The organism is Claveliimonas sp., from assembly GCF_037273965.1.
Taxonomy (GTDB): domain Bacteria; phylum Bacillota; class Clostridia; order Lachnospirales; family Lachnospiraceae; genus Claveliimonas; species Claveliimonas bilis.
On record NZ_JAYAZJ010000094.1, the window covers coordinates 1 to 22,507 of the forward strand.

A 22,507-nucleotide genomic window follows, 5' to 3' on the forward strand; every position below is an offset into this window, starting at 1 on the left:
TGGTGGCGCTGGGATGAATATGCGATCCCGCTGCCTTTCTCGAGAGTGTCTGTATTTGCGCACAATTACGGCGTTGTGAGAAGAAAGAATATCCCGCCGCTTCCGGCATCGGGAAGGGCAAGGAAATGTGGTTTTATGAGTGAGGCAAAAGTGCTATACTCAGGAAGGAATACAGGAGAATATTTAGCAGGAGGGAACCATGGAAGCAAATCATATCTTAATTGTGGAAGATGACAAAGAAATACGGGAAGGCGTAGAAATATATTTGAGGAGCCAGGGTTATGAGGTGTTTCAGGCTGCAGACGGAGTGGAAGGCTTAAAGGTACTGGAACAAGAAGAGATCCATCTGGCGATCGTGGATATTATGATGCCCCGGATGGACGGCATCCAGATGACAATGAAACTTCGGGAAAAGTATGATTTCCCCGTCATTATGCTTTCAGCCAAATCAGAGGAAGTCGATAAGATCACCGGACTGAATCTCGGGGCAGATGATTATGTGACAAAGCCTTTTACGCCTATGGAGCTTATGGCGAGAGTAAACTCACAGCTTCGGCGGTACCGGAAATTTATGGAGAAGCTGGAAGTGAAGGAAAATGTTCACGTGATCGGCGGACTGGAGATCAATGAGGAGACAGTGGAAGTGACAGTGGATGGAAAACCGGTGAAGCTGACGCCTATTGAATATAAGATCCTCCTTCTCCTTGCGAAAAATCCCGGAAGAGTATTTTCGGCGGAAGAAATTTATGAAAGAGTCTGGCAGGAAAAGGCAGTGGGAACGGATACGGTTATGGTCCATGTCAGAAATATCCGCGAAAAAATAGAGCTGGATCCGAAAAATCCGAAATATTTAAAGGTGGTGTGGGGTGTTGGATACAAAATTGAAAAACAATCCTAAAATTGTATGGCTGGCAGTGATCCTTGTTCTCTGCATTTGTTCGGCAGGAATGATCCTTCTCTATCCGTCTATCCGGAACAGTGCACAGGAAGACAGGAATGAGAGCAGCAATGAACTTGGGTTGTATGTAGATGAATTTACTTCCCTGGCAGAAGGGAACTATGTCCTTTATAATCAGCTCTCAAAGGAAACTTCCCAGGCGGATGTCCTGGAGGAAAATGCGTATAATGAATTTCGCCTTCTGGAGCGGTATACGGATTACAGCATTACGGACGAGGAGGGGAACATCCTTCTGGAAAGCCAACAGGATGTACAGGAAGCGCTGGAGAGCGGGCAGGACGGACGTTATGCGCTTAAAGTGGAATTTGTGTTTGACAGCCACGGGCAGGTAAGTTCTATCGGGGTATCCGGCAGCAGGCTGGATAGGGAAACGGCCTATGGGATGGAGCAGGCTTTGATCAGTGCGCAGGAAGACCTGGAGTATGATTTTGACTATAATGGATTCCGGAAGATTTCCAATCCGGAGAATGTGACGGTGCGGTACGGAATGACGGAAGAAAATCTGACGGAATATTTGTATACCGGTCGGATGGGTGATGAAGAGTCGGCGGATGTATACTGGGTTTTGGAAAGTGATGGTTTTTTCTGGATTTTTCTGCTTTTTGTTGGGATAACAGCAGCAGCGGCGATTTTGCTGCCGTTCTGGAAAAGGACAGACGGGCCGGCCCTTTTCCGGGCTCCCCTGGAGATCGTTTTGCTGGTGGCGGTCATATTCTTTTCTACGCTGTTTTATCAGGCGCGCATGATCTGGAAAACTATGAATCATGAACTGATCCTGATCGTATCTCCGGCAGAGGCCCCTGTCAATACGGCAGTTTCCTATCTTTTGAATTTCTTTGTGTGGGCGTTTAGCTTTGGCATTGTATTCTGGCTTGTAACCTGCCTTCGTCCTATGTTCGCCATGGGAAAAGAATACTGGCGTCAGAGGGTGTGGACCATACGTTTTATCCTGTGGGTGAAACGGGGAGGTACCCGCAGTGTCCGGGGAGCAAAGAATACGGCGGGAGGAGTATGGCAGAGGTTTAAAGAGTTTCTCCGCCGTCAGTATGACCTTCTTCTCCACTTTGATTTCACAGATAAGACAAACAAGATGATCCTGAAAGTGGTGATCATGAATTTTGTCGTGCTTTTTATCATTACCTTCTTCTGGGTATTTGGTATCGGCGTACTGATCGCCTATTCTATCATTTTGTTCCTTTTCCTCAGAAAATATCTGGACCAGGTGCAGGAGCAGTATAAAAGCGTATTAAGAACAACCTCCCGTCTGGCGGCAGGAGATCTGGATACCGAGATCAGCGAAGATGCAGGCATATTCAATCCGGTGCAGGATGAGCTTAGGAAGATCCAGGAAGGATTCCGCAGGGCAGTGGAAGAAGAGATGAAAAGTGAGAGGATGAAAACCGACCTGGTTACAAATGTATCCCATGACTTAAAGACGCCGCTCACAGCCATCATCACTTATGTGGATCTTTTGAAAAATGAAAAAGATGAAGAGAAGAGAAAGGAATATATCGGGATACTGGAGAAGAAATCGCAGCGACTGAAAGTGCTCATTGAGGATTTGTTTGAGATCAGCAAGGCAACCAGCCACAATGTGACATTGCACTTTATGAAACTGGACATCATAGGACTTCTGAAGCAGATAGAGCTGGAGTACGACAGGAATTTAAAGGCGGCGGGGCTGGAAGTGAAATGGGATGTGCCTGAAGAGAAGGTTATTGTGGAGCTGGACAGTGAAAAGGCGTACCGGATCTTTGAAAATCTGATCGTCAACATTTCCAAGTACGCCCTCCCTAATACCCGCGTATTTATTGAGGTGAAAGAAGAACAGGACAATGTGTCTGTACGGATGAAAAACGTCTCGGCCGCAGAGCTGAATTTCAACGCAGATGAGATCACAGACCGCTTCGTCAGAGGAGATGTATCAAGAAATACAGAAGGCTCCGGGCTGGGACTGTCCATAGCCAAATCTTTTACAGAGCTGATGCACGGCACACTGAAAATCTCCACAGAAGCAGATCTGTTCCGGGTGGAAATCGTATTCCCGCGTGTCAGGGAATAACAGGCAGGGAAAGCTTAGGAGCTTTCCCTGTTTTGGCGTCGCTGGACTTTTATTTGGAATCATGCTAAAGTAGTAAGACAAAGTGACGTAAGAGAGGGAGAACATGAAATACTACTTTGCGCCTATGGAAGGGATTACAGGACCCATTCACCGGAAGGCTTTTGATGCCTGTTTTCCTGGTGTGGACAAATACTTTACCGCTTTTATTGCACCCAATCAGAAGGGGAAGTTCAGCGCCAGGGAGAAGAAGGATATTGATCCGGAGAATAATCGGGGAATTTTCCTGGTTCCCCAGATCATGACCAACGACGCCGGGGATTTTACAGTGACAGCCCTTCAGCTTGAGAGTCTTGGATATAAGGAGGTCAATCTCAATCTGGGATGTCCGTCCAGAACAGTTGTCTCAAAGTACAGAGGATCCGGATTTCTGGCAATACCGGACAAGCTGGAGCGATTTTTGGACGACGTCTTTACAGACAGAGATAAAAAGATGCCGGATATGCGTATTTCCATAAAGACAAGGATTGGGAAGGATGATCCTGACGAGTTTGAACGTCTTATGGAGATATACAATCGTTATCCGCTGGAAGAGCTGATCGTTCATCCGAGAACCCAGCAGGATTTCTACCAGGGGCGTCCGGATATGAAGGCCTTTGGCTATGCTGCCGAAAAGGGGAAAAGTCCTGTGTGCTACAACGGGGATATCCTTACGGTTGGAGACTTAAATCGGTTTACCAGCGCTTATCCGCAGATAGATAAGGTTATGATCGGCAGAGGATTCCTTCGGGATCCGGGGCTGATCTTACGGCTTCAAAACAAAGAAGCGCCGGGAAAAGAGCTGCTTTTGAAATTTCACGATAAGGTTTATGAAGGCTATAAAGAAGAGATGCCGGGGCCTAAGCCGGTGCTTTTCAAGATGAAAGAATTGTGGGCTTATATGGGACAGATTTTTGCAGATGCCAAAAAGCCTCTCAAGCGTATCCGTAAAGCAGAGAAGCTGGAAGCATATGAAGCGGCAGTGAAGGAATTATTCGAAGAATATGAAATGACGGTGGAAGCGTAAGAGGCGATAAGTAGTGAGATCTGTGAAAGCATTGCTGAAATTTTATGACAGAGAAATTGCTGGAAGGAGTTTTTCTTAGCCTTCTTTTGTGGGTTCCCTTTGGAGATGTGCTAAAAAGGGAAATACCGGATGGCATACCGGCAGCAATGATCTTACTTGCGGCTGCAGATATGTGGAGCGGTGGGATGGCTCTGCCAGAGAGGCTGGCAGGGCTTTTGTGTATCAGCCTGCCTATGACAGCCATAACGATGGTGCGGCCGGGAGCCTTTGGAGGAGGAGATATTAAGCTGGCAGCAGCCGGCGGAGCCTTTTTGGGAGCGATAAGAATGATAGCGGCTGGCGGAATTGCCGTTTTGCTGTGCGGAATTGTGCTGACGCCCCTTGTGTTGACGAGAAGGATTACCGGGAAAGAGTCCATTCCCTTTGGACCGTTTTTAAGTGCCGGGATGGCTGCAGGTCTTCTTTGGGGAAAAGAAATTGCGGCCTGGTATACCGGAAGCGGAGCCAGGTAAGAACACGTGAAACAAATTTGAGAAAATAGAAAGGAGAATGGCAGAAAATGGTGGATCAAGATGCGAAAAAAGGATCCGGCGGGGAGATGGTCAGGCTTTATACAAGGCAGAATGACAAAACTTTGTACCAGCTGGAAAGAGATGGAAGGATCATCAACCAGAGAGTATACGTGGAGCTTCATTTCGGAGACATTGCGCCTCTTTTTATGGAAAGCTACGACTGGTTTACAGAAGAAGCGGCCAGGAGAGTGGAAAAACCGGCAGACGTACATGCGCCTATCTGGTGCTCCATCAGCAGGGAAAACTGCCTGAAGCCCATTGAAGGAACAGTGGTATATGTTCTGGAAGTGCCGGCGGAGAAGATCATCTATTTCGATGAAGGAAAGTGGGATTATGTGCTGAACCGGATTTACCTTCCCAAAGATGAAATGGACAGACAGGAATATAAACAGCACTTGAAAGATATTGGCGTTGTAAACGGATTTGAGTTCTTCCAGGGCAGGTATGCGGGAAAATATCCACAGGAGGAGGCCCGCATAAAAGAGAGCTGGCTTAGAGTGTTTGAAATTGACAACTGGACTATTTTCAATGTCTGCGGAAATATCTGGGAGATCCGCAAAGAATGGGTAAAGCAGATTGTACATCCCGGAGAAGCTGTGGTATAATGTCCACGTAGGCAATGAGCCGTGCAAAAATGTGGAAAACGCAAACGCCTGCTTGCAGGCGATTTGAGGTTTTCGCATTTTTATAGGGCGAAAGCCCGTGAGCGAGAGCCTGGAAGGGCGCGAGCTGGCACGGCGGACAGCATACATGCGAAAGCCCGTGAGCGAGAGCCCGAAGGGCAGGAGCTGGCACGGCGGACAGCATACATGCGAAAGCCCGGAAGCGAGAGCGTGAAGGGCCCGGCAGCAGGCATAGCGTAAACTGGACTACAAAGGAGGAATTGGTATGAAATTAGTAATAACAATGAGCCGGCGATACGGTACAGGAGCAAGCAGGATTGCACAGGAGCTTTCAGAAAGGCTTGGCATTCCGGTATATGACAAGGTGAATGTAGAGGAAGAGCTTGGCAGGCATACTTATGAATCCGAAGTGGAAGTGATAAAGAAACTGGCAGAAAAGCCCTGCATTATCCTGGGACGCTGCGCTTCTGAAATCCTGAAAGATCAGAGAAATGCGTTTAATATTTATGTGTGCGCAGATAAGGAGGATCGTATCCGGCGAATTATGGGGAAAGAAAATCTGACCTATGAGGAAGCAAGCAAAAAGATAGAGATGACAGACCAGGAGAGGGCAGATTACTACCATGAACATACAGGAAAGGCGTGGGGAGATGTTAACAATTACCATATGATCTTGAATACATCGGATCTGGGGCTGGAAAATTGTGCAGATATTTTAATGAAGTATTTTGAACGGCAGGAACTGATATAGTTTCTGCCGCTATTTTATTTAATAGGAAATTTCTTTCCTATTAAATAAAACGCTCCGCGGGATGCGCACTCGCGTGAAGTGGAAGCTGCTGCTAAAACGACCGCGCTCGGCGCGAGAGTTCCGCTTGCGGAACTCTATTTTCTTTTGACGGCTGCCGGAGTCACAGTGAGAAGCTGTGGGAGATTTCATCTAGGTCAGTTCAGCGATTCTTGATACTCCGACATAAATTTCTGAAATTTTATACCAGGTCGAATAATCAGTGATTCCGGTTTCGGGAAGCCCAAACACTTCCTGGAATTTTCGGACTGCTTCAGCAGTGGCAGGTCCGTAAATTCCGTCGGCAGTCAGCTTTGGAAGGGCCGGATACGCATCTGAAATTACATTAAGCTGTTCCTGAAGCTGTCGGACCTTATTGCCGGAAGACCCAATCTCCAGATTGTAACCCGGCCAGGAGGATGGGATACCGGAGATTGCCTCTGCGGTGTTAATATACATATCTGCGCCGTAATAGTAGCGGAGGATTTCAATAGGAGAGTAGCCCTGATCTCCCAACGATTTCGACCCCCACTGTGTCATCCAGTTGGGACACTGCACGCGCCGCCCGTCACAGTACTGTGTCAGGATCGGCTGCCGGACGTTGGGGCGGGAAAGATAGCTGGCAAACAATTCATCTACAATAACGGAAATGGTATCGTAGATATTCCGTTCCGGAATCCATTTGTGGTCAAAAGCAGTGGAGGAAGTAATAGTGAAGTCAAAACCCTGATTCCGGTACCACTCCGTGTAAACCCTGTTTAAAGTAAAAGACATGATGGCAAGAACATTGGCACGGATTGTATTGGCAGGCCAGGTGGCATATATTTCACTTGACGCCACATTTTTGATATAATCCTTATATTTGACATAATAATTCTGAGCTGTACTGTCCCGGGGGCTTCCATCATGCACCACGATATATTCCGGTATAACCACGCGGCTTAATACGATTTCCCCGGTTTCATTGACAGGTTTGATCTCTGCTTCAGGAATTTTCTCCGGGTAGATTCCATATAAAGTATGTGCGGGAATCACGAACCGTTCTTCCCCCGTCTCCGAAGAATCAGACGGACGCATCTGTATGTTCTGGATGGCAGTGACATCTGCAAGGATTTCTGTGCCGGCAATGCTGATCGTTTCAAATCCCGGAGCAGTGATAAGAAGGGTATATTCCGAATAAGGCTGTTCTTCTGAAGTGACGTCCAGACTGTATTCTACCGGAGGGGCATCGAGCTCCAGAGTTTCTGACTGTCCGGAGGAATCCGTGGTCACTTCCTCTATTGTACTGTCAGGTATTCCGGTGTAGGAAATGCGGATATTGGCACCGGATACAGGAAAGTGATTGATTTCTGATGTAACATTGATCTGAAGTTTTCCCTTGGAGGGAGTGTCTGAATTAGTGGGAATGGAACCATTCATAATAAGAACCTCTCAGGCCATTTAAGTCTGTTGCATATAGTATATGCAAAAAAAGTCCGGAAGGTGATTGACCTATACAAAATCTTGATGCAAACAGGAGGCATTTACCCTTTGGGAGAGATTACGCCGACAATAGTTGACGCTATGCAGATGTAAGAACAAAAATAAAAATGCGAGAAGTGGTTGAAAAAAGTCTTAGATTGTAGTATAATCAATACAATTTGTGGAGACATGATTTGTCGCTGGAAATAGACATAGAAAGGCAGTTGTGCTTGCACGGACTGCCTTTTTTATGGGGCAAAACATGACTTTACATATTGCCATTAAAACAAAGTGAAGGGAAAAGGTGAATAAATGAAAGCGTTTCTTATTTTAGAAGACGGAACCGTCTTTACAGGAACCAGCATAGGTTCTACGAAAGACATGATAAGTGAAATTGTATTTAATACCTCCATGACAGGCTATCTGGAGGTGCTGACTGACCCTTCTTACGCAGGACAGGCCGTAGTTATGACCTATCCATTAATTGGAAATTACGGAATAACACCGGATATGGAATCAAAGAAAGCATGGCCGGACGGTTACATCGTAAGAGAATTATCAAGAATGCCCAGCAATTTCCGATGCGAGGGCACCATTCAGGATTTCCTGAAGGAGCAGGATATTCCGGGAATCGCCGGAATTGATACCCGTGCCCTTACAAAGATCTTAAGAGAAAAAGGTACGATGAACGGAATGATCACGACCAATGAAAACTATGATCTTGATGAGATTATCCCGAAACTTCACGCATACAAAGTCGGAGATGTGGTATCCAAGGTAACCTGTGAGGAGCCATACGTGCTGGAGGGCAACGGACCGAAAGTGGCTTTGATGGATTTCGGCGCAAAGAATAATATTGCACGCTCTCTTAATAAGAGAGGATGCCGCGTGACCATTTATCCGGCTGATACATCGGCAGAGGAGATCATCGCATCCAAACCGGACGGCATTATGCTCTCCAACGGCCCTGGAGATCCGGAAACCTGTACCGAGATCATTGCAGAGATCAAGAAGCTCTATGACACAGATATCCCGATATTTGCCATCTGTCTGGGACATCAGCTTATGGCCCTGGCAAATGGAGGAAAGACATATAAGCTGAAATACGGACACAGAGGAGGAAATCATCCGGTGAAAGATTTAAGCAACAACCGGGTATATATTTCCTCACAGAATCACGGGTATGCAGTGGATGCATCCACCATTGATCCGTCTGTGGCAAAGGAAGCTTTTGTCAATGTCAACGACGGAACGAACGAAGGACTTTCTTATATCGGAAAGAACATCTTTACGGTTCAGTTCCATCCGGAAGCATGCCCGGGACCGCAGGATTCCGGTTATTTGTTTGACAGGTTTATGGATATGATGAAAGGAGCAAACTAATGCCAAGAAATAAAGATATTAAAAAGGTACTGGTGATTGGATCCGGACCGATTGTAATCGGGCAGGCTGCAGAATTTGACTATGCGGGAACACAGGCGTGCCGTTCTCTGAAAGAAGAGGGGCTTGAGGTTGTGCTTCTCAATTCCAACCCGGCTACAATTATGACAGATAAGGATATTGCAGACCGTGTTTACATTGAACCGCTGACTGTAGAAGTGGTAGAACAGCTGATCTTGAAGGAAAAGCCGGACAGCGTGCTTCCTACTCTGGGAGGACAGGCAGCTCTGAACCTTGCCATGGAGCTGGAAGAAAACGGCTTCCTTAAGAGAAATAATGTCCGCCTCATCGGTACAACCTCCGAAACGATCAAGAAAGCGGAGGACCGTCTGGAATTTAAGACTACCATGGAAAAGATCGGAGAGCCATGTGCAGCGTCCCTCGTTGTGGAAAATGTAGAGGATGGTATTAAGTTTGCGGAGAAGATCGGTTATCCTGTTGTGCTTCGTCCGGCCTATACTCTGGGAGGAAGCGGCGGCGGTATCGCCCATGACAGAGAACAGCTGGTAGAGATCCTGGAAAACGGACTTCGTCTCTCCCGTGTCGGACAGGTTCTGGTAGAGCGCTGCATCGCCGGATGGAAAGAGATCGAGTACGAGGTGATGCGTGACGGAAACGGCAACTGTATCACAGTATGTAATATGGAAAATATCGACCCGGTAGGCGTTCACACAGGAGACAGTATTGTAGTTGCTCCGTCCCAGACTCTGGGAGATAAAGAATATCAGATGCTGCGTACATCCGCTCTTAACATTATCAGTGAACTGAACATCACCGGAGGATGTAACGTGCAGTACGCTCTTCATCCGGAGACATTTGAATATTGCGTTATCGAGGTAAATCCGCGTGTCAGCCGTTCTTCAGCGCTTGCTTCCAAAGCTACCGGATATCCGATCGCAAAGGTTGCAGCTAAGATTGCCCTTGGTTATACACTGGATGAGATCAAAAATGCGGTTACACAGAAGACATACGCAAGCTTCGAGCCTATGCTGGATTACTGTGTCGTAAAAATGCCGAGACTTCCGTTTGACAAATTCATCAGTGCGAAACGTACGCTGACAACACAGATGAAGGCGACCGGAGAGGTCATGAGTATCTGCGACAACTTCGAGGGTGCACTGATGAAAGCGATCCGTTCTCTGGAGCAGCATGTGGACAGCCTGATGTCCTATGATTTCTCCGACCTTACTAAAGAGGAGCTTCTGGAAAAGCTTGAGATCGTAGATGACCGCCGGATCTGGATGATCGCAGAGGCCATCAGAAAAGGTATCTCCTATGATGAGATCAACCGTATTACAAAGATTGACAAATGGTTTATTGATAAGATTGCCCGTCTGGTAGAGATGGAGCAGACCTTAAAGACAACATCACTTTCAGCAGAAACACTGAAAGAAGCCAAGAGAATGGAATTTCCGGACAATGTGATCGCGGCTCTGACCGGCAATACGGAGCGTCAGATCCACGATATGCGTCACGAGTATGGAATCACCGCTTCCTACAAGATGGTAGATACCTGTGCGGCAGAGTTTGCGGCAGCGACGCCATATTATTACTCCGTATACGGAAGTGAGAATGAAGTGGAGGAGACAAGCGGCCGGAAAAAGGTACTTGTTCTTGGTTCCGGGCCGATCCGCATCGGACAGGGAATCGAGTTCGACTTCTGTTCTGTGCATTGTACATGGGCATTCTCAAAAGAAGGCTATGAGACGATTATTGTAAATAATAACCCGGAGACAGTAAGTACAGACTTTGACATTGCAGATAAGCTGTATTTTGAACCGCTGACACCGGAAGATGTGGAGAGTATTGTTGATCTGGAGAAACCGGACGGAGCGGTTGTGCAGTTCGGCGGACAGACTGCTATCAAGCTGACAGAGGCACTGATGAAGATGGGAGTGCCGATCCTTGGTACATCTGCCGAGAATGTAGATGCAGCAGAAGACAGAGAGCTGTTTGATGAAATTTTGGAAAAATGCGGAATCCCGCGTCCGACCGGAGGAACCGTCTTTACAGCAGAGGAAGCCAAAGAGGTTGCAAACCGTCTGGGTTATCCGGTTCTTGTGCGTCCATCCTATGTACTTGGCGGACAGGGAATGCAGATTGCCATCAACGATCACGACATTGATGAATTTATCGGTATTATCAACCGTATTGCACAGGATCACCCGATTCTGGTTGATAAGTACCTTCAGGGAAAAGAGATCGAAGTAGATGCGGTATGCGACGGTGAGGATATCCTGATCCCGGGTATCATGGAGCATATCGAGCGTGCGGGAATCCACTCCGGAGACAGTATTTCCGTTTATCCGGCACAGAGTATTTCGGAGAAGACAAAGAGAACCATTGAGGACTATACAAGAAAGCTGGCGCAGTCCCTGCATGTCATCGGACTGATCAACATTCAGTTCATTGTGTGCGGTGAGGAAGTATACGTCATTGAAGTAAATCCCCGTTCCAGCCGTACGGTTCCTTATATCAGCAAGGTGACAGGCATTCCGATCGTTCCTCTTGCAACAAAGGTTATCATTGGACACAAGATCAAAGACCTTGGTTATACGCCGGGACTCCAGAAAGAGGCGGATTACTTTGCCATTAAAATGCCGGTATTCTCCTTTGAGAAGATCCGGGGCGCTGATATCAGCCTCGGACCAGAGATGAAGTCAACAGGAGAATGTCTGGGTATTGCCCGCACCTTTGACGAGGCGCTTTACAAAGCATTCCTGGGAGCAGGAATCAAACTGCCGAAGTACAAGAACATGATCATTACCGTAAGGGATGAGGATAAGCCGGAAGCAGTAGAGATCGGACGCCGCTTTGAAAAGATCGGCTACAAGATCTTCGCTACAAGAAGTACAGCTAAGGCACTGCAGGACGGAGGAGTAAAAGCGATCCCGGTCAACAAGATCGAGCAGGAATCTCCGAACCTTATGGACCTGATCCTGGGACATGAGATCGATCTTGTCATCGATACGCCGCCTCAGGGAGCTGATCGTTCCAGAGACGGATTCGTGATCAGAAGAAATGCCATTGAGACGGGCGTAAACGTGCTCACGGCTATTGATACAGCGGAAGCTTTGATCACCAGTCTGGAAAATACAGATATCAAGAAGCTGACACTGATCGATATTGCGAAAATTTAAGGATAATTCTAGAAAGGGCATTCTGAAGACAAGGAATCTTCAGAGTGCTTTTTCTATATTCATTTTATGATATATCTTGCAGGAAAATTTTTAAATTACTGTTCAAGGATGGAGTTATCATGTAGAATACTATCAGGAAGAAGGAAAATTTAGGAGGGATTATGTACCGTATCTTGATCGTGGAAGATGACAGAACAATTGCACAGGCTTTGAAAAGACATCTGTCAGGCTGGGACTATGAAGTATATTGTGTAGAGGATTTTAAAAATGTGATGGAAGAATTTTCAAACGTTCAGCCTGATCTTGTACTTTTGGATATCGGACTGCCCTTTTATAATGGCTATCACTGGTGCAGCAGTATCCGCAGGATTTCCGATGTGCCCATTATTTTTCTGTCAGCGGCAGGAGACAATATGAATATTGTTATGGCTATGAATATGGGCGGAGATGAATTTATTGAAAAACCCTTTGATTTGAATGTGGTGACAGCGAAGGTGCAGGCAATGTTCCGAAGGGCTTATTCTTACAGAGGGAATACCAATATTATTGAACACAAAGGATGTATCCTCAATTTGTCGGATGCTTCGCTGATCTATCAGGAGCAGAAAATAGAACTGACGAAAAATGAATTTCGAATCCTGCAGATTTTACTGGAACATGCAGGAAAAATTGTTTCCAGGGACGAGATCATTGCAAGGCTGTGGGAAAGCGACGCCTTTATTGATGAGAACACACTGACAGTCAATGTGGCAAGGCTCAGGAAAAAATTGGCCGGGGTAGGCCTGGAACAGATGATCGTGACAAAAAAAGGGATTGGATATATGGTGGAAGCATGAAAACAGCAGGCTACTATTTAAAAGAACACTGGAGAGGAATCGTTGGTTACTTTGGAGCCGCAGCGATTATTTTGATAGTGGGGCTTCTCTATGAAGTTCGGATGGAGGCCATGTCATACGCAGTCTTTTTGTCGGTGATATGGCTGATTTTGTGGGGGAGTGCAAATTTTGTCCGTTATGTAAGAAGAAGCAGAGAAAGGGAAGAAATGCTGAAAAACATTTCTTTTTTAAGGCCGGGAGCGCAAAACGCGGATACTCTGGCAGAGGAGCAGTATCAGAAAATGCTGTCGGTTCTCTGGGATCAGAAGATGGAGAAAGAGTCAGACGCCGCCATTGCAAGACAGGAGAGTGTAGATTATTACAGTCTGTGGGCGCACCAGATCAAAACGCCCCTTGCGGCAATGCGTCTTCTTTTGCAGGAAGAAGGGCAGGAACATGGATCAGACAGTTTTCTAAAGGAAATGGACAAAGAGCTCTTTCGCACAGAACAATATGTGGAGATGGTCATGACCTATGTGCGTATCGGGGATATTTCCAAAGATCTTGTGCTGCAGTGGTATTCTCTGGATAAATTAATTAAACAGGCATTACGAAAATATTCCAGACTTTTTATTTTGCAGAAGCTGAAATTGAATTATCAGGAATCAGACCGGATCGTGCTCACAGACGAAAAATGGCTGTCCTTTATATTGGAACAGCTTTTATCCAATGCGCTGAAATACACAAAGGAAGGAGAAATATCGATCCGTGTATCCGAAGGAAAGGAGCATGAGCTTACCCTGATGATCCAGGATACCGGAATCGGTATTTATGCAGAGGATCTTCCCCGTGTATTTGAAAGGGGCTTTACCGGCTACACAGGAAGGGAACACAAAAAGTCTACCGGCATAGGGCTGTATCTATGCAAACAGGTGGCGGATAAACTGGGGCACAGCATCTGGATCGAATCAGAACCCGGTGTTGGGACAACTGTATTTCTGGGCCTGGGAAGGGTTCCTGTGCAGGCGGAGTAAACGAGAAATAAGACCTACCGGCAGCTTTTTGCCAATAAATTGAATGTAACAAATCTGATCTCGCGTATGGAAATTTATATGGAATAAAAATCAGGAGATGAAGAAGGACTTATGATAAAACTGCTTGCTGTGGATATGGACGGCACTTGCTTAAACAGGAAGAGCCTGATGACAGAAGAAACGAAAAAGGCGCTGGAGGCAGCGGTAAAGTCGGGGATTACGGTAGTGCCTACTACCGGAAGATGTCTTTTTTGCCTGCCTCATCAGCTGGCGGGAAGGAAAGATATCTATCGGTATGTGATCAGTTCCAATGGAGCCCGGGTGACAGACTGTGAGCTGGATAAAAGTTTGCTTTGTTCTGATATTCCTAAGGAGACCGCCCTTTCACTTTTAGAGGAGTGTGCCGGAAGCGGGGCAGGAATCGCGTCTCACATGGAGCATGTCTATCTGATACAGGGAAGAGTGCTTGCTCTTATGGGGAGAGCATTTTACGGAAAAGACGCCAGGGGAGTGGAGCCTGTTAAAAATATGGCGTCCTATATCCGGAGCAGGAACAAAGGGGTGGAGGAGATCCAGTTGTATTTCCTTGCACCGGGCACAAGAATCAGGCTGGAAAAGATTTTGGGAAATTTTCCTCAGCTTTCTTTTGCCAGTACGAAAATATATATGGAAATCTTTTCCCGTAATACGTCCAAGGGAACAGCGCTTACAGCGCTTTCCGGTCATCTTGGGATCCAAAAGAGCGAGATTGCCTGTATCGGGGACGGGGAGAACGACCTTTCCATGTTTGAGGCTTCCGGACTGAAATTTGCCATGGGAAATGGCGTGAAAAAACTAAAGGAAAAAGCAGATTACGTACTTCCGTCAAATGAGGAAAACGGGGTGGAGGCTGCCATAAAAAATTATATCCTGGGAGGCTGTTAAAAATGAAAATTACAGTTTTAATGGAAAATGATTCCGGACGAGAGGGATGCCTTAGCGAGCATGGGCTTAGTTTATACATAGAGACGAAGAAGCATAAGCTTCTGATGGATACAGGGGCCAGCAGTCAGTTCCTTAAAAATGCCGGGATGCTCGGAATCGATATGGCGGGAGTGGATACGGTAATTTTAAGTCACGGCCATTACGACCATGGCGGAGGGCTTCCCGGCTTTTTGGAATGCAATCAAAAGGCAGTCATTTACATGCAGAGGGCAGCCGGAGGAGCCTTTTATCATGTGGAGGAAGAAGAAGTCAGGTATATCGGAATAGATCCTGATATTCCGGGGGATTCACGGTCTGTTTTGCTGGAGGGAGATTACAGGATCGATGAGGAACTTTTCCTATTTTCCCATATTTCCGGAAGGAAACTGTGGCCGGAAGGGAACCGGGTCCTGAAAAGAAGGACAGAAAAGGGGTTTGTTCAGGATGTGTTCGACCATGAACAGTGCCTTGTGATCAGGCAGGATGGAAAGCATTATCTTCTCTCCGGATGCGCACATAATGGGATCCTTAACATTCTGGAACGCTATAGGAAGATTTATCACAGTTATCCGGATGCAGTGATCAGCGGCTTCCATATGAAGAAAAAGAAAGGCTACACTGCGGAAGATATCCGAAACATTGAGGAGACGGCCAGAGTTTTAAAAGAGACGCCGACGATCTACTATACCGGACACTGTACGGGAGAGGAGCCATACCGAATGATGAAAAAAATCATGGGAGAAAAGATCCGGGCGATCCACAGCGGGGATATTCTTTTGCAGGAGATGAGAGGAGAAATGCCAGATGAAAATAGCAGTATGTGACGATGAGCCCATCTTCCTGGAAATGATCCGTAAAGAATTGGAACAGTACTATAAAAGTTTGGATGTAATGATTGAAACATTTCATTCTGGAGAAGATCTTCTTCGAGTGATAAAAAGGAATCCGCAGATATACCGATGCATTTTTCTCGATATTGAAATGCCAGGCTTGTCAGGATTAGATACAGCAGAAAAAGTAAAAGAAATGGGGCTTTCCATACCGGTCATTCTTCTGACAAGTCATACAGAATATGCTATGCAGGGCTATGAAGTGGGGGCTTTTCGGTTTCTTGGAAAACCGGTGGAGCAAGAAAAGCTGCACCAGGCTTTGGAATCTGTAGAAAAAATGGAAGCGGAAGGAAGACGCTTATCTGTCAGGGTGGATGGAAAGGATCTTTTTATCCCTGTGGAGGAAATTCTTTATTTAAAAAGTGAGAACGTATATCTTTCTATCCAGACAGAAAAGGAACGCTATTTGATAAGAGGCAAAATAAAAGATCAGCTATTCCAGCTTCCTGAAGAACAGTTTTTCCAGATTCACAGAAGCTGGATCATTAATCTTAGAAAAGTATATTCCTATGATGGAAAGAAGGTCTTTTTAACAGAGGGCACGCAGATTCCGGTAGGGCGCAACCGAAGAGAATCCTTTCAGAGGATGATGTCTAAATGGGTGAAAGAGAACTGACAGGGTGCAAAAAGTATGGGAAAATTGGCATTATGTTTATATAACTGTATAGAGATGGCGGAGATTTTGCTGGCACTTTTGGCTGTGAGCCGATATGTTTATCTGGAGCCGGTTCTGAAAAATAGAAAGGCTCAATTCATATATGGAACAGCCTTTTTTGTTTTTACATTTGTTGTTCAGATGCTTCCCGGAATTTGGGAAGATATACAGATTACAGGAATTTTATTTTTTGGTGTCTATATATTTTTGACAAGGGAAAGTCACAGGATAAGAGGGATTTTTCTTTTGATTCCGGCGCTTGGATTTTTGGTAGGGATTACGGCGCTTTTCTATGCTGTTCCATATCTGGTGACAGGAGCCTATCTTCCGGAAAGAGAAAATGCACTTCTTTCGGACGGAATCTTCTGGATAGTTGTCTTGATTTTCTATATCAAAGGTGCGGGATTCCGGCAGAGGGCGGCCAAAGAAAGTGCTTACAGGCAGCTTGGAAGGTGGGAGAGGAACTTTCTTCACGGAGTGGGGATTTTCCTTTTTGCAGTGGGCTCTTTCCTGATAACCATATACGAAGCCGGACTTTCGCAGGATATGTCGAGATTTTTGACAGGTCTTGGATGTCTGTCTATCGTATTTCTTGAAGTTTCTGCAGTTGCTTTGGTACAACAGGGAAACAAAAAGGGATATTTTCAATATATGACAACTATAGGGGAACATTATATGAGAGCCGAGCTGGTACATTTCCGTGCTTATAAGGAACAGGAAGTGAGACTTAGGAGATTTCGTCATGATATCAAAAACCATCTGGCATGTCTGTGCAGACTTTCAGAGACAGGAGACCTGGACAGAATGAGAACTTATCTGGAAAATCTGGAGGGAGAGCTTCGTCAGACAGATCATGCCGTGCAGACTGGAAATGAGATTGTGGATGCAATTTTAAATGAAAAACTCCTTCTTGCACAAGCGATGGGAGTCTCATTTTCTCTGGACGGAAATTTTTCATGTGAAATTGAAATGCAGGCGATGGATATTTGTACCATATTTGCAAATGCATTGGATAATGCACTGGAAGAGCTGGAAAGGTCGTCAGCGGCAAAGATGGACAGGAAAGAGGACGGTGAGCAGCAGAATGGCTGGATCAGGTTAAAAATTTCCTGTCAGGGGAAAATGGCATGTTTTGTGTTTGAGAATCCGGTTTGTCCGCAAAAAAAGATCATGCCGCCAGGATGCACTGATAAGAAAAACGAAAAAGAGCATGGATTTGGTCTTTTAAATATTGCTTATGTGGCAGAAAAATATCATGGCAGCATGAAACAGCAGATCCGTGAAGAAAAAGAAGGGTCTGTATATAGTCTGGAAGTTCTTGTGTTTACAGAATAAGTACCATTCACAACAAAATCAGTACCGTTTACAACGAAAAAACTCCGTTCTTTCCAAAGTGAGATATGGTGAATACAGGAAAGAAAGGAGAAATAACAATGGACACAAAGAAAAGAGCTTTAAAAAAGAAGATAAATCACACAGCCAGAGGGGTGTTGTTTTATAATGTGATCCTTGTAGGAGTGACATTGCTTTTTGCAGTGGGATATGGCGTGTATGTTGCTTTGAATCCTTCTTGTGCAGGAGACTCTGGTACGATGCAGAAAATCCTGGAAAGAAGTCTGGGAAATTATGCAGGTGTCTTGAGTATTGCAGGCGTGGCGGCAGGGCTTTTATATCTTGGAATACGGCATAGAAAAAATGGCTATCTTAAGGAGAGCTTTGTAAGGAAAAAGGGGATGACACCAGCGGTATTTGGACAGATGTCCTGTGTATTTATGTCGCTGCAGGTGCTTTTTATTGTGGGAGCGGCATTGGCAGAGATTATTTTAAATCAGTTTGGTTATTCTCTTCAGGCGTCAGTGGACAGTGCCGCATCTGCAAGCACGGACTGGTCAATGTTTCTCTATGTGGGGCTGGTAGGGCCGATAGCGGAAGAACTGGTGTACCGGGGAATCGTGATGCAGAGTCTTATGAGTTACGGTAAAGGATTTGCAGTAGGGATATCAGCACTGCTTTTTGGAGTAATGCATGGGAATTTTCCCCAGGGATTATTTGCTGTTGCGGCAGGAGTTGTGTTTGGCTATATAGCATCGGAGTATTCCATTCGGTGGTCTATTGCTCTTCATATACTGAATAATGTGATTTTCAGTGAGGCTTTGGGAAAACTGGCAAAGCTTTTGCCGGAAACAGCGGCAAGTCTGGTAGAATACGGTACGCTTATTGGATTTGCTGTTCTTACCTGTGTCATTTTTTGCAGAAAACGGGATAAGATTGCTTCCTGGTGGAGAGAAAATCGTCCTGAAAAATCCATGTGGTTTTCTGCCCTGACAGCGGTGTGGATGATACTGTTTTTTATTATGGAGTTTTTTATCGCGTTGAATGGTATCAAGCCAGTTGCATAAGAGAAGTTTCCTGAAATTTCCGACAATGTTAACTTACATGAATGTGACAAAAATGTAAGGATAAAGGGCCGGAATGTAAGTTAAATGAATGGAAGAGACCTGCCTTCTTTTGTATAATAAGCCTGTAAATAAAATGACAAAGGCAAAAAAGGAGGCAGGTTTTTTATGTCATTACTGGAAGTGAAAAATGTAAAGAAAATATATACGACCCGCTTTGGAGGGAATCAGGTGGAAGCGCTGAAAAATGTAAATTTTTCCGTGGAACCAAGAGAATATGTTGCGATCATGGGAGAATCCGGTTCCGGTAAGACCACACTTTTGAACATTCTGGCTGCGTTGGATAAACCTACGTCAGGAAGAGTTTATCTGAAAGGAAACGATCTAAGCAAAGTAAAAGAAAAAGAAGTGGCAGCTTTCCGGCGTCAGAATCTGGGGTTTGTCTTTCAGGACTTTAATCTTCTGGATACGTTTTCTGTGCAGGATAATATCTTTTTGCCGCTGGTTCTTTCCGGCAAAAGCTATGAAGAAATGTCAGGGCGCCTTAAGCCTATTGCAGAAAAGCTGGGAATCAGCCAGATCCTTGGGAAATTTCCTTATGAGATTTCTGGCGGACAAAAGCAGAGGGCGGCGGTCGCAAGAGCCCTCATCACAAAACCGCAGCTGGTCCTTGCAGACGAACCCACAGGAGCGCTGGATTCCAGGGCATCGGATGAACTTCTTAGGCTGTTTACTCAGATTAACAGGGATGGGCAGACGATCTTGATGGTGACTCACAGTGTCAAGGCAGCCAGTACAGCGGATCGGATTTTGTTTATTAAGGACGGGGAGGTATTCCATCAACTGTACAGAGGAAATCTGACCAACGAGCAGCTTTACCAGAAGATTTCTGATACACTGACTGTACTTGCCACAGGAGGTGAGAGGAATGAATAGCAGAATTTATTCCAGACTGGCAGTCAGCAATATCAAAAATAACAGAAAAACCTATGTCCCGTTTATTCTCACATCCATCCTTACGGTTATGATGTACTATATTATAGACGCCCTTGCAGGGAATAAAAGCATTGAGATTGTCAACGTAATCACAGTGCTACGGATGGGATGCGGCGTGATGGTTGTATTTTCCGTGATCTTTTTGTTTTATACCAACAGTTTTCTCATCAAGCGCAGGAAAAAGGAGATTGCTGTTTACAATATCCTTGGAATGGGAAAAGGACATATCGGCAAGATGCTGACAGTAGAGACGCTCATAGTGGGAGGAATCAGCATTGCAGGCGGCATTGCCGGAGGAATGGCCTTTGGTAAGCTGATGCATCTCCTTTTAATACGGATCATTCACTATGATGTGGGAATGGAGTTCCATATTTCTGTGCAGTCTGTATCTGATACGGTGATACTGTTTGCATTTATCTTTTTCCTGACATGGTTTTATAATCTGTTTCAGATCAGGCTGGCTAATCCCATTGAGCTTCTGCGGGGCGGAAGTGCAGGGGAAAAAGAGCCGAAGACAAAAGTGATCCTGGCTTTAATCGGAGTTGTTACTATGGCAGCAGGATACTATCTTGCTGTGTCAACCAAGAACCCTCTTGAAGCGATCAATACATTTTTTGTGGCTGTAATTTTAGTCATTATCGGAACGTATGCACTGTTTCTGGCAGGAAGTATTGCTCTTTTGAAGCTGCTTAGAAAGCGGAAAAAATTTTATTATAAGTCCAATCATTTTGTCTCTGTTTCCGGAATGATCTACCGGATGAAACAAAATGCCGTGGGGCTTGCCAATATTTGTATTTTAAGTACGATAGTGCTGGTGATGATATCCAGCACAGTGAGCCTGTATGTGGGCGTGGACGATGTGATGGCATATAGGTATCCCAATGATTATCAGATGACGCTCTATGAAGCAAGCCAGGAAAAGATAGACAAAGCGAATAAGCTTATTGAGGAAGAGCTTGACCGGGGAGGGCTTAAGAAGGAGGGAGAGACAGCCTGCCACTATGGAACAGCAGTTCTTATCAGTCAGGGAGGAAACAAATTTACGACCAGCGAGAATGGGACTTATTCTCCCCGGGATCTTACAGAATTGTACGTGATTCCACAGGAAGATTATCAGAAACTGGAAAACACCTCCACCAGTCTGAAAGAAAATGAAGTGATCATCTATACTACAGCTGAGAATTACGGAAGAGATTCGATTCAGATTGACGGCCGGAAGTTTCAGGTAACAGAAGAGCTGGATGACTTTGTTCTGGAAGAGAAGAATCAGTCACGGGTTGCGCCGGGAATGTATATGATCGTGGCAAACGATGAAGTGGCAATGCAGCTGGATTCACTGAAAAGCGGTCTTCGGTATGACATAGATTTTGATATGACAGGCAGTGATGAAGAAAAGGCCGTGGTAGAGGAGAAGATTGCGGACAGGATCACAGAAGAACTTCCGGGTACTTATTTTACCAGCAGACAGGCAGGGACAGAAAGCTTTTTCGGCTTTTACGGATGTTTGTTCTTCATCGGTATGTATCTTGGATTCATGTTTTTAGTGGCGACAGTGCTGATCATCTACTACAAACAGATATCTGAAGGTCTGGATGACCGGGAACGGTATGTGATCATGCAGAAAGTAGGAATGGACAAAAGAGAAATACGCCGGGCGATCCGCAGTCAGATCCTGATTGTATTTTTCCTGCCTCTGCTGTTTTCCATCCTTCATATTATGGTTGCATTCAATGTGATAACAAAACTTCTGGGGATATTCGGACTTTTCAATACTGGGCTTTTCGTCCTGTGTACTGTGGTGACTGTGCTGATATTCACGGCATTTTACATTATTGTATTCGCTATTACCGCAAGAGAATATTATAAGATTGTCAATTAATGTCCGGGTGTGGTAAAATAAGGACAGTAAAAAGGAGGACATGAATCATGACAAAAGCAAACGAAAGAGAAGTTGTTACTGTGGAGCGTGCTAACGGCGGTGCCGGTTTCATTATGAAGGAAGGGCTGCTGAATGAGGAGCAGCTGGGCGAGCACTGCCGTATGTTCAGCCGTGTAACACTGAAACCGGGCTGCGAACTTGGACATCATGAGCATCACGGTGAGACAGAAACTTACTATGTGTTAAGTGGAAAAGGCATGTACGATGACAACGGAAAGGCTGTTCCGATTGAAGCCGGAGATGTAACATTCTGCAAGGACGGCGACGGACACGGAGTAAAGAATAACGGCGATGAAGATCTGGTATTTGTAGCCCTGATCCTGAAAAAATAAGAATGGAAAAGATCAGTGCAGTTATTTTGTGCGGGGGAAAAAGTTCCCGGATGGGAACGGATAAAGCCAATCTGCTGATAGGAGAAGAAACTTTTTTGGAGCATATACAGAAGAATCTTGCCGGCGCCGGCGAGGTTCTTCTTTCCGTGGAAACAGAAACGGATTACCCAAAAAACGAGATCAGACATATTGAAGATATTTATAAAGAATGCGGGCCTATGGCCGGCATTCATGCGGTTTTGTGCTCCTGCAGATATCCGTTGCTCTTTACGGCAGCCTGTGATATGCCCTGCATAGATTGGGAAATGGCGGAAGAGCTGTATGGGATCATGAAGGCTGCAGAAGAAGATACAGATGCGGTGATTCCTGTTGGAACAGATG

General features: G+C 45.5%; 20 protein-coding genes and 1 pseudogene. 20 read left to right on the plus strand and 1 reads right to left on the minus strand.

Annotation, left to right across the window (positions count from 1 at the left end):
• From WJ238_RS08775 to WJ238_RS08805, 7 genes and pseudogenes are all read left to right on the plus strand, one after another.
• Positions 1-234: pseudogene (locus WJ238_RS08775) on the plus strand (hypothetical protein); the annotation flags it as partial.
• On the plus strand, positions 200-898 hold the full coding sequence (locus WJ238_RS08780) for a response regulator transcription factor (protein ID WP_230105770.1): 699 nt from the start codon (positions 200-202) through the stop codon (positions 896-898). The pseudogene WJ238_RS08775 and the gene WJ238_RS08780, both read left to right, overlap by 35 nt.
• On the plus strand, positions 870-3,020 hold the full coding sequence (locus WJ238_RS08785) for a sensor histidine kinase (RefSeq protein WP_524536996.1): 2,151 nt from the start codon (positions 870-872) through the stop codon (positions 3,018-3,020). The genes WJ238_RS08780 and WJ238_RS08785 overlap by 29 nt, the downstream gene beginning before the upstream one ends.
• Before the next feature lie 103 nt (positions 3,021-3,123).
• Entirely contained in the window at positions 3,124-4,083 is a 960-nt protein-coding gene (locus tag WJ238_RS08790) for a tRNA-dihydrouridine synthase (protein WP_337606699.1), read from the plus strand.
• 44 nt (positions 4,084-4,127) lie between these two features.
• Complete coding sequence (locus WJ238_RS08795; RefSeq protein WP_316264898.1) at positions 4,128-4,595, plus strand: prepilin peptidase; 468 nt, start codon at positions 4,128-4,130, stop codon at positions 4,593-4,595.
• Positions 4,596-4,642: 47 nt separating this feature from the next.
• Entirely contained in the window at positions 4,643-5,260 is a 618-nt protein-coding gene (locus WJ238_RS08800) for a DUF3841 domain-containing protein (RefSeq protein WP_337606700.1), read from the plus strand.
• A 283-nt stretch (positions 5,261-5,543) separates the two neighbouring features.
• Positions 5,544-6,029, plus strand: coding sequence for a cytidylate kinase-like family protein (locus tag WJ238_RS08805; RefSeq protein WP_337606701.1), 486 nt, complete (start codon positions 5,544-5,546; stop codon positions 6,027-6,029).
• A 189-nt stretch (positions 6,030-6,218) separates the two neighbouring features.
• On the opposite strand, the gene WJ238_RS08810 is transcribed toward WJ238_RS08805, so the two are convergent.
• Positions 6,219-7,484 (minus strand): peptidoglycan-binding protein, encoded by a 1,266-nt coding sequence (locus tag WJ238_RS08810; protein WP_337606702.1) that lies wholly within the window; start codon positions 7,482-7,484, stop codon positions 6,219-6,221.
• 354 nt (positions 7,485-7,838) lie between these two features.
• Here WJ238_RS08810 and WJ238_RS08815 point away from each other — a divergent pair, with 354 nt between their 5' ends.
• The 13 genes from WJ238_RS08815 to mobA all read left to right on the plus strand — a co-directional run.
• The gene (locus WJ238_RS08815; RefSeq protein WP_230105777.1) at positions 7,839-8,909 is read left to right on the plus strand and encodes a carbamoyl phosphate synthase small subunit; all 1,071 of its coding nucleotides are present in this window, start codon (positions 7,839-7,841) and stop codon (positions 8,907-8,909) included.
• On the plus strand, positions 8,909-12,106 hold the full coding sequence (carB, locus tag WJ238_RS08820) for a carbamoyl-phosphate synthase large subunit (RefSeq protein ID WP_316264890.1): 3,198 nt from the start codon (positions 8,909-8,911) through the stop codon (positions 12,104-12,106). Before WJ238_RS08815 ends, carB begins: the two co-directional genes overlap by 1 nt.
• A gap of 161 nt (positions 12,107-12,267) precedes the next feature.
• Positions 12,268-12,942 carry a response regulator transcription factor gene (locus tag WJ238_RS08825; protein WP_230105779.1) on the plus strand — a complete coding sequence of 225 codons (675 nt, stop codon included), beginning with the start codon at positions 12,268-12,270 and terminating at the stop codon, positions 12,940-12,942.
• The gene (locus WJ238_RS08830; protein WP_337606704.1) at positions 12,939-13,955 is read left to right on the plus strand and encodes a sensor histidine kinase; all 1,017 of its coding nucleotides are present in this window, start codon (positions 12,939-12,941) and stop codon (positions 13,953-13,955) included. The genes WJ238_RS08825 and WJ238_RS08830 overlap by 4 nt, the downstream gene beginning before the upstream one ends.
• 111 nt (positions 13,956-14,066) lie before the next feature.
• Complete coding sequence (locus tag WJ238_RS08835; RefSeq protein WP_337606705.1) at positions 14,067-14,879, plus strand: Cof-type HAD-IIB family hydrolase; 813 nt, start codon at positions 14,067-14,069, stop codon at positions 14,877-14,879.
• 2 nt (positions 14,880-14,881) lie between these two features.
• Complete coding sequence (locus WJ238_RS08840; RefSeq protein WP_337606706.1) at positions 14,882-15,742, plus strand: MBL fold metallo-hydrolase; 861 nt, start codon at positions 14,882-14,884, stop codon at positions 15,740-15,742.
• The gene (locus WJ238_RS08845; RefSeq protein WP_230105783.1) at positions 15,723-16,424 is read left to right on the plus strand and encodes a LytR/AlgR family response regulator transcription factor; all 702 of its coding nucleotides are present in this window, start codon (positions 15,723-15,725) and stop codon (positions 16,422-16,424) included. Before WJ238_RS08840 ends, WJ238_RS08845 begins: the two co-directional genes overlap by 20 nt.
• A gap of 15 nt (positions 16,425-16,439) precedes the next feature.
• Positions 16,440-17,798 carry a sensor histidine kinase gene (locus WJ238_RS08850; protein ID WP_230105784.1) on the plus strand — a complete coding sequence of 453 codons (1,359 nt, stop codon included), beginning with the start codon at positions 16,440-16,442 and terminating at the stop codon, positions 17,796-17,798.
• A gap of 98 nt (positions 17,799-17,896) precedes the next feature.
• On the plus strand, positions 17,897-18,862 hold the full coding sequence (locus WJ238_RS08855; protein ID WP_337606707.1) for a CPBP family intramembrane glutamic endopeptidase: 966 nt from the start codon (positions 17,897-17,899) through the stop codon (positions 18,860-18,862).
• A gap of 165 nt (positions 18,863-19,027) precedes the next feature.
• Complete coding sequence (locus WJ238_RS08860) at positions 19,028-19,795, plus strand: ABC transporter ATP-binding protein (protein ID WP_337606709.1); 768 nt, start codon at positions 19,028-19,030, stop codon at positions 19,793-19,795.
• A complete protein-coding gene (locus tag WJ238_RS08865) occupies positions 19,788-21,734 on the plus strand; it encodes an ABC transporter permease (protein WP_337606711.1) in 1,947 nt (648 codons plus the stop codon). The genes WJ238_RS08860 and WJ238_RS08865 overlap by 8 nt, the downstream gene beginning before the upstream one ends.
• A 47-nt stretch (positions 21,735-21,781) precedes the next feature.
• Complete coding sequence (locus tag WJ238_RS08870; RefSeq protein WP_230105844.1) at positions 21,782-22,126, plus strand: cupin domain-containing protein; 345 nt, start codon at positions 21,782-21,784, stop codon at positions 22,124-22,126.
• 2 nt (positions 22,127-22,128) lie between these two features.
• The coding region (gene mobA / locus WJ238_RS08875; RefSeq protein WP_337606713.1) for a molybdenum cofactor guanylyltransferase at positions 22,129-22,507 on the plus strand (379 nt) is incomplete at its 3' end.